Source organism: Chitinophaga hostae, from assembly GCF_018224885.1.
Taxonomy (GTDB): Bacteria; Bacteroidota; Bacteroidia; order Chitinophagales; family Chitinophagaceae; genus Chitinophaga; species Chitinophaga hostae.
The window spans coordinates 343666-360693 of sequence record NZ_JAGTXB010000004.1 but is presented as its reverse complement, the minus strand read 5'-3'; the positions used below and the strand labels follow the sequence as shown (position 1 = coordinate 360693).

Annotated in this window: 11 protein-coding genes; 3 read left to right on the top strand and 8 right to left on the bottom strand. The window is 45.5% G+C overall.

What is annotated here, in order from left to right; genetic code table 11:
• Window positions 1-7 precede the first annotated feature (7 nt).
• Window positions 8-1231 (top strand): 4-hydroxy-3-methylbut-2-enyl diphosphate reductase, encoded by a 1224-nt coding sequence (locus KE626_RS11010; RefSeq protein WP_211972950.1) that lies wholly within the window; start codon window positions 8-10, stop codon window positions 1229-1231.
• A 246-nt stretch (window positions 1232-1477) separates the two neighbouring features.
• On the opposite strand, the gene KE626_RS11005 is transcribed toward KE626_RS11010, so the two are convergent.
• From KE626_RS11005 to KE626_RS10975, 7 genes are all read right to left on the bottom strand, one after another.
• Window positions 1478-2242: a LytR/AlgR family response regulator transcription factor gene (locus KE626_RS11005; protein ID WP_211972949.1), complete on the bottom strand. Its 765-nt coding sequence runs from the start codon at window positions 2240-2242 to the stop codon at window positions 1478-1480.
• A 72-nt stretch (window positions 2243-2314) separates the two neighbouring features.
• A complete protein-coding gene (locus tag KE626_RS11000; RefSeq protein WP_211972948.1) occupies window positions 2315-4267 on the bottom strand; it encodes a tetratricopeptide repeat-containing sensor histidine kinase in 1953 nt (650 codons plus the stop codon).
• Between the two features lie 638 nt (window positions 4268-4905).
• Window positions 4906-5595 (bottom strand): (d)CMP kinase, encoded by a 690-nt coding sequence (cmk, locus tag KE626_RS10995; RefSeq protein WP_211972947.1) that lies wholly within the window; start codon window positions 5593-5595, stop codon window positions 4906-4908.
• Between the two features lie 157 nt (window positions 5596-5752).
• A complete protein-coding gene (locus KE626_RS10990; RefSeq protein WP_211972946.1) occupies window positions 5753-7327 on the bottom strand; it encodes a T9SS type A sorting domain-containing protein in 1575 nt (524 codons plus the stop codon).
• Between the two features lie 6 nt (window positions 7328-7333).
• Window positions 7334-9385, bottom strand: a complete 2052-nt coding sequence (locus KE626_RS10985; protein ID WP_211972945.1) for a hypothetical protein — start codon at window positions 9383-9385, stop codon at window positions 7334-7336.
• Window positions 9386-9461: 76 nt separating this feature from the next.
• The gene (locus KE626_RS10980) at window positions 9462-11303 is read right to left on the bottom strand and encodes an autotransporter outer membrane beta-barrel domain-containing protein (protein WP_211972944.1); all 1842 of its coding nucleotides are present in this window, start codon (window positions 11301-11303) and stop codon (window positions 9462-9464) included.
• Window positions 11304-11783: 480 nt separating this feature from the next.
• Window positions 11784-14318: an ATP-dependent Clp protease ATP-binding subunit gene (locus KE626_RS10975; RefSeq protein WP_211972943.1), complete on the bottom strand. Its 2535-nt coding sequence runs from the start codon at window positions 14316-14318 to the stop codon at window positions 11784-11786.
• A gap of 300 nt (window positions 14319-14618) precedes the next feature.
• On the opposite strand from KE626_RS10975, the gene KE626_RS10970 reads away from it, so the two are divergent.
• Both KE626_RS10970 and KE626_RS10965 read left to right on the top strand, forming a co-directional pair.
• Window positions 14619-14993: an STAS domain-containing protein gene (locus tag KE626_RS10970; protein ID WP_211972942.1), complete on the top strand. Its 375-nt coding sequence runs from the start codon at window positions 14619-14621 to the stop codon at window positions 14991-14993.
• 72 nt (window positions 14994-15065) lie between these two features.
• Window positions 15066-15974 (top strand): ribonuclease Z, encoded by a 909-nt coding sequence (locus tag KE626_RS10965; RefSeq protein ID WP_211972941.1) that lies wholly within the window; start codon window positions 15066-15068, stop codon window positions 15972-15974.
• A 103-nt stretch (window positions 15975-16077) separates the two neighbouring features.
• Here the strand turns inward: KE626_RS10965 and dapA are convergent, their stop codons facing one another.
• Window positions 16078-16959, bottom strand: coding sequence for a 4-hydroxy-tetrahydrodipicolinate synthase (gene dapA, locus KE626_RS10960; RefSeq protein WP_211972940.1), 882 nt, complete (start codon window positions 16957-16959; stop codon window positions 16078-16080).
• Between the last annotated feature and the right edge of the window lie 69 nt (window positions 16960-17028).

Here is a 17028-nt window from a genome sequence, read left to right as displayed (position 1 = left end):
TTAAGACATGAAAACATTTAATGTTCCGGTTATATATCGCAGTCCGCTGATCAGCGCCATCAAAAACCAGCGCAAGCAGGAGGACCGCATGAAGAAGGACTTCACTCCTACTGAGCTTGATTTTGGTCCGATCAGGATTTTACTCGCCCGTCACTTTGGATTTTGCTATGGTGTGGAAAACGCCATTGAAATCGCCTTTAAAACGGTAGATGAAAACCCCGGCAAACGTATTTTCCTGTTGAGTGAAATGATCCATAACCCGCATGTGAACAACGATCTGCTGGGTCGCGGGGTACAATTTATCATGGATACTTCGGGTAATCAGCTGGTTCCCTGGGAAAGCCTGCAGCACGATGATATTGTGATCATTCCTGCGTTTGGCACCACCCTGGAAACCGAGCGGCAGCTGGCGTTGCTGGGTATAGAACCCCTGAAATACAATACCACCTGCCCTTTTGTAGAACGTGTATGGAACAAGGCAGAGCAAATCGGGAAGAAAAATTACACCGTCATTGTACATGGCAAGCCTAAACATGAGGAAACCCGGGCTACCTTCTCCCATAGCCAGGCGGGCACGCCTACGGTGGTAGTAAAAGATATTAAAGAAGCTGCACTGCTGGCTGAATTCATCAACGGACAAAGAAAGCCGGATGAATTTTATGACCTGTTTAAAGGGCAGTACTCCCCCGGCTTTGATGCGGCTGCCGATCTTCAACGGGTGGGTGTAGTGAACCAGACTACCATGCTGGCCACGGAAACGCAGGCGATTGCCGACTATATCAGGCAGGTAATGATGGCCACTTTCGGGCTTACAGAGGCCACTGTTGGAGAAAGATTTGCCGATACCCGGGATACGCTTTGTTATGCCACCAACGATAACCAGACCGCAGTTACCGGTATGTTGCTGGAGCCGGCAGATCTGGCCATTGTAGTGGGCGGGTACAACAGTTCCAATACTTCGCACCTGGTGGAATTGTGTGAAGAAAAGCTGCCAACCTATTTTATCTCATCTCCCGAACATATACTTTCCGGCAGTGCCATTAACCATTGGGATTTTCACCATAAAAGGGAAATCAGCAGTAATAGTTTTTTACCTGAAAAAGATCGGATAACTATCCTATTAACGAGTGGCGCATCCTGTCCGGACGCGTTGGTGGAAGGAGTGATCCGGCGGTTATTGTCTTTTTACGGGCTGGAGCACAAAGCCGATGAACTGGCCACAATTGATTAAAATAGATTATATATAGATATTTACTTGAAAACGAGGTATAACAAAAAAGACACCAGGAAGGTGTCTTTTTTCTTTGGGGCTAATCACGCTAGTAATGCAGAGTATAAAATCTTTATATTGTGTTTATATTGAAATCGTAATTCAAAAGTAGTTTATCTGCAATATGCCCGCAATAGCCATTTATTATATGGTAGGTAATTAACTATAACTGGCATAAAAACGAATAAAATCGGAGTCGTTGCTTTGTCAAAACTGCATGGCCTTTTTCAGGAAGTCGGCTTTACGCCGCCTGGATACTTCTACCTGTGTGCCATCACTCATTAGCGCAAACCCTCCTTCACCCTGTATATAGGACTGCATTTGCTGCATATTTATCAGGTGAGAATTATGTACCCGGAAGAAATCCACATCAGACAGGAGTTCTTCAAACTCCTTGAGTGGCCGGGATACCATCAGGTTCTTTTTGTCGGTAAAAAAGATACGGGTATAGTTGCCGGTAGATTCGCAGCGGACGATATTCTGAACGGGCATAAACACCAAACCGTTGATGGTAGGCAATGCAATCTTCTTATGTGTTTGCTGGAGTGTTTTCATGTTTTGTAAAAAAACCTCCATCGGAGATACACCCGGTTCTTTATGGCGATTCAATTTTTTCTCCCGGAACTTATCCAATGCATCCTGCAATTCCTTTATGCTAAAGGGTTTCAGGAGGTAATCCAGTGCATTAAACTTGATGGCCTTCAACGCATATTGTTCATATGCTGTTGTAAAAATGACGTCAAAGAAAACTCTTTCAAATAGTTTCAACAGCTCAAAACCGTTCTGATAAGGCATTTCCACGTCGAGAAATACCAGGTCGGGTTGTAATTCGTCGACCAGCTCTTTTGCTTCCCGCACACTTTTCGCCGAACCAATTACATGTACACCGGGACATTTTTTTTGTAACATCGTTTGCAGGGCATCAATGCAATGTTGCTCATCGTCAACAATGACAGCTTTGATTTCGCTCATACAGGTAGCTTTAGCTATTAGCAGTTTTATGGTTAAATAATAATGATATGGCAACGTATCCTAACCGGGCCGCTAAAATATAAATTCAGCAGGCAAAACAATCGTGACTTTAGTTCCGGTGGCCTGTCCTGATTCATCTTCGAGATCTGTTATGGTTACTTTTGCTTCTTTGTTATTGATTTTCCGTATCAGGTCTATCCGTCCTTCTGTTACTTTCATTCCCACTGAATTGTGCGTACGTCCTTTCCGGTCTTTAATTTCCATGGCTTTTTTCCGGCCGATACCATTATCGGTAATGGTGCAGATAAGGCTGCGTTTTTTCAGTACAATTTCGATATCGAGGAGTCCTTTTTCATCCGGTTGTTTGTGCACAAGTCCATGCCAGATGGCGTTTTCCACATATGGTTGTAATATCATGGGGGGAATCAGTACTTCTTCATCGTTGATTTCCGGGTCAACATTGAACCGGTATTCAAAAATTCCATTGCAGCGAAGCGCTTCGAGGTCAAGATACAATCTTAATGATTCCAGTTCTTTATTTAATGTAACAAAAGTATGCTGTGTATTATCCAGGATGAGGCGCATCAGCCGGGAAAACTTGGTCAGGTAGTCGGAGGCCTCCTCCTGGTTATTGCTCCATATATAGCGGTGGATGGAGCTGAGAGAATTAAAAATAAAGTGGGGGTTCATCTGCGAACGAAGCGACCGCAGCTCCAGTTGCAGGGTTTGTTTGTTTGTTTTGAGGTTACGGTGCCGGATATAGAAAAAGCCACCAACAATCGCCATTATCAGGAAAGCTGCCAGGAAAAAGGTAACTACCACATTTCGTTTGGTGCGAAGGTCCCCTATCACTTTATCGTGTTCGAGGTTGCGGATCTGGACATTTTTCTGGTCTACCTCATAGATGGTTTGCATTTGGGTGAGGGCCATGGCCGACTTCTCATCCAGGATACTGTCTTTATACAGCAGTGATTTATCCATTGCATCGAGCGATTTCCGGAAATCGCCGCTTTCTTTAAAATCGGCAGCCAGTGCTTTATAGGCCTCCATCAGCATGGCTTTGAATCCCCAAAAATTGCTGATATCGATCGACTGCATCATATATTTCCTTGCCTCATCGTGCTTACCCTGGGCTCTGAGGAGCTTACCTATACTGAGGTAACTTTCCGCCACATGCACTTTATCATCTACCTTATCATTTACCTCCAGCGCTTTTTTCAGGTAAAACATAGCGGACTGGTAGTCCTTCTTTTCCTGGTAAGCGGCACCAAGGGCGTTGTAACAGATGGCCATACCAATGGGCCTGTCCATTTTCTGGTTCATGGCCAGGGAGCGTTTATAATACTGGATGGCCAGGTCCAGTTTATTTTGTCCCTGGTAGGCATAACCAAGGTTACCCAGGTTGATCGCTATTCCAAGGTCGTTATGGCTTTTTTCTTCCAGTTCCAGCGCGTGGTTAAAATGCGTGATGGCGTCGGCATATTTTTCCGTGGTAAGCTGGATATTCCCGATGCTGTTGGTGGCTACGCAGATATTGCGGACATCATTGATCTTCTCTGCCAGCCGCAGGGCCCTGACATGGTAGTCGAAGGCTTTCTGGAGTTTATCCTGGCGGCGGCAATCCACGCCTGCATTGTTCAGGGAGAAAACGATCAGGAAAGTATCATTGATTTCTTCAGCCGCCTTGAGGGCTTTTTCGTGGTAGTCTTCCGCAACGATATAAAGTGACTTATTTCTTTTACTGGTACCGATCTCATTATACGCAAGCGATATACCTTTGGCGTATTTGAGTTGCTGTGCCAGCGTGAGGGCATCCTGGGCGAAGGGGTTTTCTATTTTGTGTGATTCAAAATAACGGGCGTTAGCTCCGCTCTTTTTCAGGAGCAGAGACACCTTGGCGGTATCATTTGGGAGCGCACGAACGGAGTCCAGTAACCTGTAAATCCGAATGGAATCCTGGGCTATGGCTCCAAAACAGGCTCCCAGCAACAGCAGGGATAAAAAACATACACCTTTTATAGACATTGGCTGGTCTGTGTGACTACACAATTTAAAAAAGAATTACGAATAACACGTGTGATTTAAAGATAAACGCGTCAAATGGGGCACTGTCAACATTCGCACTATCGTCTGACAATCAAAAAGTTTTAAAAAAGCGAAAGGGCGAAAGAATTCGCCCCTTCTTCCTATTAACCGAATACACCTACTGAAAATATGAGATAGCAGTGGCGTACCACTCCATCCCACATTACCTTTCATGCCTGCATGGGCAGCGGTGTGACTACAACAGGCGAAATTTTATATAATAGCAATTTATAATCGGTTAATAGCAAAGGGTCCTTGTGGATATAGCTAGGATAAGACCTTTCCTGAGGCACGATATATAATAACGCGTCTTACGCACATTTTCTGAATGTCTTATTCAGCCAGGTCATTTGCACAAAATCGTTGGCACAGTGACTTCCAATACAAAAATTACCTAAGCAATGCTTCTCAGGGAGGATAAGGTTGGTTCAGCAAAAAGTGTCAATAAAATGACATCAGTTTGGCATGCAAATAAATTCTGCTGGAAATTCGGGAGGATGTGGAAAAATTATTGGGTCAGTAGCAAGCTGCTACATAAGCAAATGTATAAAACACTTTTAATAAATGGAAATAATATTTTATGAAGAATGGGCCATGATTGCATCTTCTACCCATTGCATCACTAATTGAAGCTGATCTTCAAGGTTTAAGTGACTGTTATCCAGGATAATAGCGTCATCAGCCTTACGCAGCGGGCTTATTTCGCGGTTGGCGTCGATGTAATCCCTTAATTCAAGATTCTGTTTTACTTCTTCCAGGGTAATGTTCGGGTTCTTTTCATACAGCTCTTTAAAGCGGCGCTGTACGCGGATAGCGATTTCGGCGGTCATGAAAATTTTAAGTTCTGCATGCGGGAATACTACAGTGCCTATATCCCGGCCATCCATCACGATACCTTTACGGGTACCCATTTTCTTTTGCTGTGACACGGCGAAATCGCGGACTTCCTTAACCGCGGCGACTTCGCTCACCTTTTCCGCTACTATCATTTCCCGGATGAGGTGTTCTACATTTTCGTTATTAAGATACATTTCGCTAAACCCGGTAAGGGAATTGGGCACAAAATCGAGGTGCACATCTTTCAGGGCCAGCGCTACCGCTTCGTGAGAAAGCCAGTCGATACGGTTTTGAATAAAATAAAGTGTAACTGCACGATACATCGCACCACTGTCTATATAGGTATAGTCCAGCTTTTTAGCTAATTGCTTAGCCAAAGTGCTTTTGCCACATGAAGAGTAGCCATCTATCGTGATGATTATTTTTTTCAAAAGTATCTGTTTAAATGAATCGTCTATAGGGAAGAACGTTACAAAATTGAGTCAAATAGGCGAGAAAAACAAGAGAATTACGAATTGGGAATCAGGAATTACGAATTACGGGTATGCCATTCGTAATTCGTAATTCCCCAATTCCTGATTCCTGATTTTACTGGGCAACGATCACCTTACAGGTGTATGCCACTTTCATGGTATTTTTATGATAAATTACCAGGAAGTAAACGCCGGCAGGCATATCTGTGATATTCACATCCTGGTCCTTGTTGACCGTATACTGGCGTATTGCCTGGCCCCAAACATCCTGCAGCTGCATCAGCATTTCCCCACGAATACCGCGGATTGATACTTTAAACTTACCATTGTTCGGGTTCGGGAATACATTAATTTGTACAAATGGCGGTACGGCACGTACTTCGGAATAGGTGATCTTACCATTCCGTCCTACGGCCTTTATGCGGTAATAGGTCCAGTCGTCGTAATCATTCATATCCTGCCAGGTATAACTCAGCGGCGTACTGCTGTTACCGTTAATAGCTTTGGTAGGTACAGTAGTTATTTTAGTAAAGGCTTCTTCTCTTTCGTACCGGCGTTCCACTTCAAACACGGCGTTGTAAATTTCCCTGCTGGTGGTCCAGTCCAGCTGCACGATGAAAGGCGCTATGCGGAATGCCTCAAAGCTGAGGAACATGGCTGGTTTGACGGAGCCGAACAAAGTTGTTTTTGCAAAAAACTCATTGCTGCCCAGCGCAGTGAAATGCCGCAGGTGCATGGTAGCCGGCTGCATCATGGCATTAGTTGTTAGTGTTCCTGGCAGCGGTTTATAGGGGATTGATGGTACATTATCCCATACACCGGTTACAAAGCGGGTAATGAAGCTGCTGTCGCGATATGTAGCGTAGGCGGGCAGTTCACTCACATCCATATGCTGCAGGATCACATCTACTTCTCCCCCGCTATTATCTACCCGGCGGATGTTCCAGGTTTTATTCACAAAACTGTCAGGGTAAGCGGTGCCGCCGGCGGCTACAGTAAAAACGCTGTCGTATACCCTGGCGCCGATCATATCGATCCCGCCTATCATCAGTACCGCTGCAGGCGCATAGCCCGCATCGTCGGTGCCTATAGGAAATACTACTTTACCGGCGGCGTTATTAATTCCTGCGCGATAGAAGACGCCACCGGCGATGCCTTTGCCTGTTACTACATAACGATAATCCGAATACCCCGTAACGGTACCCGGTGTTTTATCGCCCAGCTGCAGGTTCCAGCCGTTGAGATAAAGACGGCCGCTGCTAAACTGGAGGTTATTCCTGATTTTCAGATCGCTGAAATCATCCAGCAGTAAACCAGCCGTATTATTCAGTTGCAGGTTGGGAAAGCTCGGGCCTGTTTTGGTGATGAAGCTATAACCTCCGAATACTTTTTGCTGCCCGGAGGCAAGGCCGGAAAAACTGAAGGTACCGCCGGTGCCGGAAATGCCATCAGGGCTTTCATCCGGCAACGTAGCACCGTTTCCGTTAGTCCATAGTTTGCCGAGGAAATAGAAGGTCGTATTGGGGTTGGATCCGAGGATACCATTATTGGTCATATCAGCGAAGATGCCTACGTTGGTATTACCGGAGAGCCACACAGTGGCGCCGGTAGGGATGTAGACGCCTTGCTGGGCGGAGAGGTTTTTCGCCAGCAATAGTATAAATGATAATATTAAATATTTCTTTTTCAATTATGCTTATTGGATAACAGTCAGATCAAAAACCCGGTTTGTGATAGTACCACCCGAAGTGTTGTTAAACGTTACGGTAACCGTATTACTGCTACTTACTCTTGAAGAAAGGATATAGAAATTGGCGGCAAAATCAACTCTTGGATTAACGATAACGCTTCCTCCAACCGCTGCCCCTGTCACGGTAAATGTTTTTGAAACTACCCCTACAGCAATAGAAGCCACTGTCTGATTAGTCAAACGGAAGATGCCGCTCAATACCGTTCCCCCGACACCTATTTTAGCCGTTCCATTTACATCAAGGCTCGCATTGGGTGAATTAGTTTTAATCCCCAGCTCTTTTGATGAATTATCCCAGAATAAATTAACAGAGTCTTGTCCTACTTCTGATTTTGAATCGGTGAACCGGGAACCGAAGATTAATCCCCCTACTCCCAATAAAGAATCACCCTGCATCGTCACCACTTTATACCATGGGTTAGAACCGGCAACTAACGGAGGCGGCGCAGCCGTGTTATTTTTCCATTCTCTCAGGGCTAGTGTATTCTTATCAAAATATAACTGGGTAGTATAGCCTGTATTCTGAAATGACAGTACACTCCATGCCCAGGCGCCTGTTCCGGCCGGGCCATTTACCACTGTACCGCTGGTGGGGCTTGCCCATATTTTCATTCTATATTTTGGATCGGGTGCATCTGCGTACGTAATATCGTTACTGGTTAAATTACCATAAGAAGCGCCGCCGGTAATGTCTTGTGAAGGGACATATAGTTGTCTGGTTGTATTCCATTTTAAAACGTCTCCATCGCCTGGCAAACTATCAATGACAGCATTCTTCTGTATTTTATTAGCATTCCAGATATTCTTGGCGCTATCGACGCTGATAGTCCAGGCGGGATTGGTAGAAAGCGTTTGCGTAATAGATGGCGCCATCGTCATTACGCCTGAGCCGGGAATAATAGAAATCTTATTGGTGCCATCCAGATAAGAAGGCGTGAAATATTCGAGTGAGGTGGCATTCTTAACCCTTATGAGGTTACCAACAGCTCCGATAGTAGAAAGCCCTGTACCACCAAGCGTTAGCGGCAGGATGCCTGTTGTTATTTTACTTGCATCCAAAGCGGGAATATCAGCCGCCACTAAGGAGCGAAACCCAGGTGCAGCGGCGGCTCCTGTAGCCGGACCAGCAAAAACAAGGTTTGCATTTTGTGTATTCAGGTTAGCTGTTATAGTTCCATTGGCGGTGAGTGGTGAACCTGTTATGCTGAATAAGGGCTGTGACGGCATGGAGAATCCAATGGATGTGATGCCACCAGCGGCGGGGGCTTTAGCGATCCATTGCGTGCCATTAAAGGTAAGTACCTGATCGTTCAGTGGTGCTGTACTAAACAAAACATCGTAATCGGCTATTTTATTTGCGTTCCACAACTTAGTGGCATTGTTAGCGCTCAATGTGCCGGTGGCAATACCGAGTGTGGTACCCAATGTCAGGGCAGACACATCTCCGTTGGCATCTTTACCTAATACTTTTGTAGGGGTGCTCAAATCGTTGACTACACGCAGATTAAGCGTCTGCAAACCATTTGTGAAATTCTTAAGTCCTTTGAATGACTGGGCGCCTGTGTTAACAAATCCTGCGGCTGTTAATCCTGCATCCGGAATGGTCAGTGTGTGTGTTCCACTTGCGGTGGCAAATCCAAACGTACCCGCAGGGGTATAACTGGCAGTTATGTTTTGAGTTGGTGTAAGGTCGTTGTTAATAGATTTGATGGCGCCGCCTTCCGGAATCAACTTGTTCCAGTAACTATTTGCCCTGACGCGGAATGAGTTATCAGTTGTCAGATAAATGATCATACCATTTATCGGACTTGTGATCAGGCTGGTATCGGCGATGCGGGTTATTAATAAGGCCTGCTTTGTACTCTCCAATTCAAGTAAAGCAGATGGTTTTAGCAGGGTGGGATTCGTTCCCAGCTTTAATTGCTGCGCCAGCAATTGCTGACTGCATAAGCAGCACAACATAGCAGCACATACTTTTACAAGCCCTTGCAGCTTCATACATCATCATTTAAGTAAGCACAAAAGAGGAGAAACGGCTACGGTTATACGTAGCCGTTTCAAATACTGTTCAACCTTATTTCTTAATAATATACCAGGTATCGGTACCGTTTGATTGTACGGTGATAAAAGTCCAGTCGTTGTAGATGTCGATGGAGTTGCCATCTTCCACAAACTGTCCGGCCTGGGCTTTCACAGTTACCGTGTTATTAAGATTATTGCTGACATCAAATGCAGCTTTCTTGATGGTGTAGATACGTCCTTTTGCGCCTGCTGCGGTTGGCAGGTTAACGATAACTGCGCTACCACTTTTTACAACTACGGTATAATCGGTGGCATCAATGTTATACGGACCGGAGGCAATTTCTTTAATAGCCATAGATACGGAACCCGCTACCTGTAAAGTAGAATTAGCGAGTGATGTAGTATCGCCGATTTTCACATTTTTCTGTACGGATACATCGTTGGCAAATCTTTTGTCGCCCGCGAAGGATTGTGACGCATTGCTTACCAGACCGCCTATTACAGATGGATCGGCTTGCGGGATGCTCACAGTTACTTTGTTGGTGGCATCTTTTACAACCTTGAGATCTGTACCGGTATGATCTGAACCAAAGGTCAGGTCAGTGAATACAGATTCCGGCAGGTCCCTGGTGATCACTTCTTTACTGGCATTCAGCAACAATACTGTGTGGTTGGTATTATTACCTACGGCAGTACTATTCAGTGTTACCGTGTTATCGAGTATTGATTTTCCGGTTACATTTAAGTCGCCGGTTACTTTGGTATTACCGGTTACATCTGCGCCACCGGTAGTGATAGTTAATTTATTATCCAGTGTAGAAGTACCGGTTACATGGAGTGTTCCACCTGCTTCGGTATTACCGGTGATGGTGGTAAGACCTGTAATATTTGTAGCGCCGGTGATATTGGTTACGCCGGTGATGTTGGCGCCGCCTGCAGTTACATCGAGCCCGTTTTTACCGGTAATTTTTCCGGCAAAGGTTTTAGCTCCACCAAAGGTTTGGGTGCCAAAGTTCACGCCGCCTGGTGTGAATTCGGTGGCTGCATTTAAAGCGATAGTAGGATTATTGGAGGCGTCTGTTCCTATTGTTAAGCCTTTAGCGTCTGCGGCGTCGATGAAGTTTGCTATCTGCAGTGCTTTGCCGGCGGCAGTATTAAACTTATTCCAGTCGGCATTGGTGAGCAAACCTACTGCCGGTCCGCCTGCCGCACCGGTCTGTGTAGCGATGCTCAGCTGGTGTGTGGTAGTGGCGCCGGTGGTAGAGGTAGTGAATTTGTAATCTCCCGCTGCGTTGTCGGTGTTGATTTTCTGATCCAGTTTAGCTGATCCGTTGATCATGAAGTCGGAGAGAGCGGCGGCAGTGAGGGTGCGTTTGAACACCTTACCGGTTCCATCAACGATCACTGCATCCATTAAGGTGCTACCGCCGGCGGTGATACCGCTGAGGGTGAGATCATTTTTCACAATTACGTTACCGTCGTCCACACGAAGACCTTCCTTGTTATTACCTCTCATTACAAAAGGTATGTTATTGGTGGTTCCGATAAACTGGGTGGTGGCATCTGCTATGGCATTACCCAGGAGGTCCCAGGAAGAGGCTTTGGTGGCCATCTTTTCCCACTTGTAGTTGTGTCTTACATAAAACCCTTCTGTTCCGGCTGCGGTCCAGTAGATGATCATACCATCCGGTGGATTCAGGGCTGTCATCAGGGTGGTATCGGCTACACGTGGCAGCAGCAAACCCTGTTTATCTGACTCCAGTTCCAGGATCGCTGATTTCTGGATGGAGGTAGGGTTTTTACCCACTTTCAACTGTGCCTGTACCTGGGTGGCGACAAGGCTTACGCCACCTATCAGCATTACGCGCGTCACGATGCGTAGAGATTTTCTCATAGATATAAGGATAAATAGTTCATGTCAAGTACACCACCGGCATTGTTACCTGCCGGCGTGAGGGATATAAGGATAAATGCAAAAGTGTATTCGAGGTATAAGTAAATCAGTCAAGTCCTGTCGCTACTTTATAGAATATCTAAAAAATATAAATTATTATAAATTGATAAATAAATATTTATGTAGATAGTATAAAATACATACTGCAAATGTGACATATTATATCTTTTTAAAAAATGACATGATTGTACCATTTTTGGTATTGGTTCATTGAAAAGGTGGAAGCAGGCGTCTACCTAAAACAAGGTAGATACCAGTTGGCAAACGGTCACTTAAAATGGTGAAGGTGCTTGTCGGTATTAACTTTCGGAGGAAAAAGGATGATAAGGGAATGATTAACATGTTCATGTTACACAAACAAACAGCCCGTCGAAGGAGGATACCTTGACGGGCTGTTTTAATTTATTTGCAGCGAATTAGTTACGCTTCTGATTTTTCTGATTTACTCTTGGAAGAGTTGTTTTTCAGGGTGAAGATCAGCTTCTGATTTTCCTTATCCAGGTCTGCCACGAGAATATCGCCATCATGAATATTCATGTTGAGGATTTCCTCAGCCAGGGGATCTTCCAGGTATTTCTGGATAGCCCTGTGCAGTGGCCTGGCGCCGAACTGCTGGTCGTAGCCTTTATCTGCCAGGAAGCCTTTGGCTTCGTCTGTCAGTTCGAGACTGAATCCGAGGTTGTTCAGGCGTTTCAGTACACTCTTCATTGTAATATCAATGATGGTGTAGATATGTTCCTTGGCCAGGGAGTTGAAGATGATGACATCATCGATCCTGTTCAGGAATTCAGGAGAGAAGGTACGTTTCAGTGCTTTTTCGATCACTGATTTGGTGTTCTCTTCTTCATTTACGGCCCTTGCGCTGGTGGTAAAGCCAACACCGGCACCGAAATCTTTCAGCTGACGGGCTCCGATATTGGAGGTCATGATGATGAGGGTATTTTTGAAATCCACTTTACGACCGAGGCCATCAGTGAGGATACCATCATCCAGTACCTGCAACAGGAGGTTATAAATATCCGGATGTGCTTTTTCGATTTCATCCAGCAGGATCACAGAGTAAGGTTTGCGGCGAACTTTTTCAGTGAGCTGACCACCTTCTTCGTAGCCTACATATCCCGGAGGAGCACCAATGAGGCGGCTTACAGAGAATTTCTCCATGTATTCGCTCATATCGATGCGGATAAGCGCTTCGTCGGAGTCGAACATGTAGCGGGCCAGAGATTTGGCGAGCTCTGTTTTACCAACCCCGGTAGGGCCGAGGAATATAAAGGTACCTATTGGTTTTTTCGGATCTTTCAGACCTACGCGGTTACGCTGAATGGCTTTGGTGACTTTGCTGATGGCATCGTCCTGTCCAACCACGGCGCCTTTGAGGTCTTCGCCCATACGGCGCAGTTTCTCTGTTTCTGCCTGCACCATCCTTTTAACAGGGATGCCGGTCATCATGCTGACAACTTCCGCAATGGCTTCTTCATCAATGGGGTAGCGTTTATGCTTTACTTCTTCTTCCCACATAGCTTTGGCGCGTTCCAGGTCTTCACCCAGTTTCTTTTCGGTATCGCGTAAAGCAGCGGCTTCTTCGAAGCGTTGGCTTTTTACTACTTTATTTTTTTCCTGTTTGATATCTTCAATCTGTTTTTCCAGGTCGAGGATATTCTGCGGAACATTGATGTTTTTCAGGTGAACACGGGCGCCTACTTCATCGAGTACGTCGATAGCCTTGTCGGGCAGGAGACGGTCGGTCATGTAGCGGTCGCTCAATTTCACACAGGCGTCGATTGCTGCGTCAGTATAGCTTACGTTATGGTATTCTTCATAACGGGGCTTGATATTGTTGAGGATCATAATGGTTTCGTCCACGCTTGGTGGTTCCACCATTACTTTCTGGAAACGACGGTCGAGTGCGCCATCTTTTTCGATGTACATGCGGTACTCATCGAGGGTAGAAGCGCCAATGCACTGGAGTTCTCCCCTTGCGAGTGCAGGTTTAAAGATGTTGGAGGCGTCCAGGGAACCGGAAGCGCCACCGGCGCCAACGATTGTATGAATTTCATCGATAAACAGGATGACATCCCTGTTTTTCTCGAGTTCATTCATGATGGCCTTCATTCTTTCTTCGAACTGGCCGCGGTATTTGGTACCAGCCACCAGGGCGGCGAGGTCGAGGCTTACCACGCGCTTGTCGAACAGCACGCGGGAAACTTTACGCTGCACGATACGCAGCGCCAAACCTTCCACGATGGCGGTTTTACCCACACCGGGTTCACCAATAAGAATCGGATTGTTCTTTTTACGGCGGGAAAGTATCTGGGATACCCTTTCGATTTCCTGCTCGCGGCCAACAATCGGGTCTAAGCTGCCACTCTCGGCCAGCTTGGTAATATCTCTACCAAAGTTATCCAGTACGGGCGTTTTGGATTTGGTATTTGTCTGTTTGGCTTTGGATGCGTAACTCTTTCTTTCGTCCTCAAACTCTTCTTCGCCCGGATCATCAAATTCTGATTTAGGGTCCGCAGATTTTACAAAGCCCAGTTCGTTTTTAAAAGTATCGTAGTCCACGTCAAATTGTTGTAAGATTTGTGTACAAACGTTTTCCTTATTCTTAAGTATCGAAAGCATTAAGTGCTCCGTTTCCACCGTAGCGCTTTTCAGTGCTTTGGCTTCCAACACGGTAACACGTATTACCTTCTCTGCCTGTCTGGTAAGCGGGAGGCTATTGATGTTAGCGATGTTCTTTCCGGTCTTATCTTTTACAGCCAGCTCTACTTCCTTTCGTAACTCATACAGATCTACGTTCAAAGCCTGCAGAATCTTTACGGCCGTGCCCTCGCCTTCTCGAATAATACCTAACAGCAGGTGTTCAGTACCTATGAAGTCATTTCCCAGGCGTAAAGCTTCCTCTCTGCTGAACGAAATGATCTCCTTAACTTGCGGTGAAAAATTCTGGTCCATTGTGAGATTATTAAATTATCAAAAACCCTTACGGGGGCTTGCTTATACAATAATAACGAATAATTCTGACTTAAGATTATCACGCTATCTGTCGGAATGAAGTTATTCCTTTTTTCAACTTAAACAACTTACACTTTAATAGTATAAGATTTATTTTTGCGTTGATGCGGGTACGTTCGTTTAAAAATATCTACGAAGAAAAGGAGGTTTTTGTTTCGATCTCTTGCGGTTATATTTTATAGGCGGGTTCCCTCTGTTCAAAATTCATTTTTATTAAAAGTATAAAACAACGTCCAACGCATGAAATTCAAAATTGATACCAAAGAAAAAATAGTCGTTTTTTGTCCGGAAGAAACCGTTCTGGATGCTAATTTGTCAGACGACTTTATCCAGACTGCGATTGGATTGCCGGAGTTAAAGGGACGTAATCTCATACTGGATATGGCATTGGTAGAAAAATTTGACGTTAAGGGCGTTGAAGCCATTTTAACAGTATACCGGTGTATATATGACAATAATCTTTCCTGCGCCATTACAGGCCTTAACAACACTTTAACAGCTGCATTGAAAGTATCAGGCGACGACCTGCTTAATATTGCCCCAACCATGGCCGAGGCGATAGACCTGATCATGATGGAAGAACTGGAGAGGGAGTTGCTTGACGGAATGGAGTAAGAAAAGGCTATTAGCCGTTAACCAGATGTTAACGGGCTAAGAGCTAACAGCTAAAGGCTAAAAGCTATACACATGTTTGCAGTAACAATATTAGGTAACAATTCCGCTATCCCCACGCTGGACAGGCACCCCACTGCTCAGATAGTTACCTGTAACGAGCAGCTGCTGCTGGTTGACTGCGGAGAAGGAACGCAATTGCAGATCGCTAAATACAGGATCAAGCGCAGTAAACTGAGATACATCTTCATCAGTCACCTTCACGGAGATCATTACTTTGGATTAATCGGATTACTGAATACGCTCAACCTGATGGGGCGTACCGAGCCGCTCAGCGTGTATGCGCCACCGGAGCTGGAACAAATTATCCAGCTGCAGCTGGATTGTTCGGGGACGGTGATAAAATTTGAGTTGTCTTTTGTCCCCCTCCAGCCGGGATATAGTGGTATTATATTGGAAGACAAAGACTTACAGGTTAAATGTTTTCCGACCCAACACAGGATTTCCTGTTTTGGTTTTTCTTTTGAGATGCAGAAAAGGAAGCGGAAGCTGATCCCCGATCAGGCCAGGGCTTACGAAATTCCGGCCGCCTACTTCTCGAAATTACAGGATGGCGCTGATTATCAGCGGAAAGATGGCATGCTGGTAAAAAACGACTGGGTAACGCTGCCTCCTCCGGAGGGTAAGCGGTATGTGTATTGCGCGGACACTATTTACGATGTAACATTGCTGCCATGGCTGCGGAACGCGGATATGATGTATCATGAAACCACCTATCTCCACGAGTTGCAGGAGCGGGCGGCAGAGCGCTATCACAGCACTTCCGTGCAGGCGGCTTCACTGGCGGCATCAGCCGGGGCGAAACAACTGCTGATCGGGCATTTTTCGTCCAAATACACCGAATTACAACCTTTCCTGGATGAGTCCAGGCCGGTATTTGAAAATACCAATATCGCGGAAGAAGGAGTAACATACTTCGTATAGCTTAGCCATTGGCTTTTAGCTTATAATAAAAATGCAGCGAAGATGATCTTCGCTGCATTTTTATTATAAGCTAAAAGCCAATGGCTAACAACCGGGTTTGTTACTACCCGTTATAGCTTTTTAGATATTTTTCAATTTTGCTGTAAAGTCCGTCGGTAACTGGTAATACGGGCAGGCGGAAATTATTGCCCACAATTCCTGCGTGATGCAGGAATGCCTTGATTCCGGCGGGATTATTTTCTGAGAACATCAGGTCAAATCCTTCGAGCATTTTGTTATTCAGGATACGCGCTGCCGGGTAATCGTTTACCAACGCGGCGTGTACCATGCTGGAGAAATCGGTGGCGAAATAGTTGGCTGCAACGGAAATCACCCCATCCATGCCGCAGGCCAGCTGGCCAAGCGCCAGGGCATCATCGCCGCTGATTACCAGGAAATCCTTTGGTTTATCGCGGATGATCTGCATACACTGCATCATATCACCGGAAGCCTCCTTCATCGCAACGATGTTTTCCACTTCATGGGCGAGGCGCAGCGTGGTTTCAGCAGTCATATTGCGACCGGTACGTCCGGGCACATTATACAGGATAATGGGTTTAGGAGAAGCCGCCGCAATTGTTTTATAATGCTGGAAGATGCCTTCCTGGGTAGGCTTGCTGTAGTAAGGCGCTACGCTGAGTACAGCGGCAGCTTCATCCAGCGGACATTTTTCCAGCCGTTTCACTACATCCCTTGTGTTATAATCACCAATACCAATCACCACAGGCACCCGCTTCGACACCTTTTCGAAAGTGAATTTTATCAAATCCAGCTTTTCATCTGCAGAAAGAGTAGGTGTTTCACCGGTTGTGCCTAAAGACACAACGTAGTTAACGCCGCCATCGATCACGTAGTTGATCAACTTTTCCAAAGCATTCCAATCTATGCTTTCATCTGCTTTAAAGGGTGTTACCAATGCCACCCCGGTGCCTTTTAGTTGTTCCATATTGTGTTTACGGGAAAATAAAAATTTCGAACTTCGAAGGCCGAAATTCGAAATTTTTATTGTGATCTC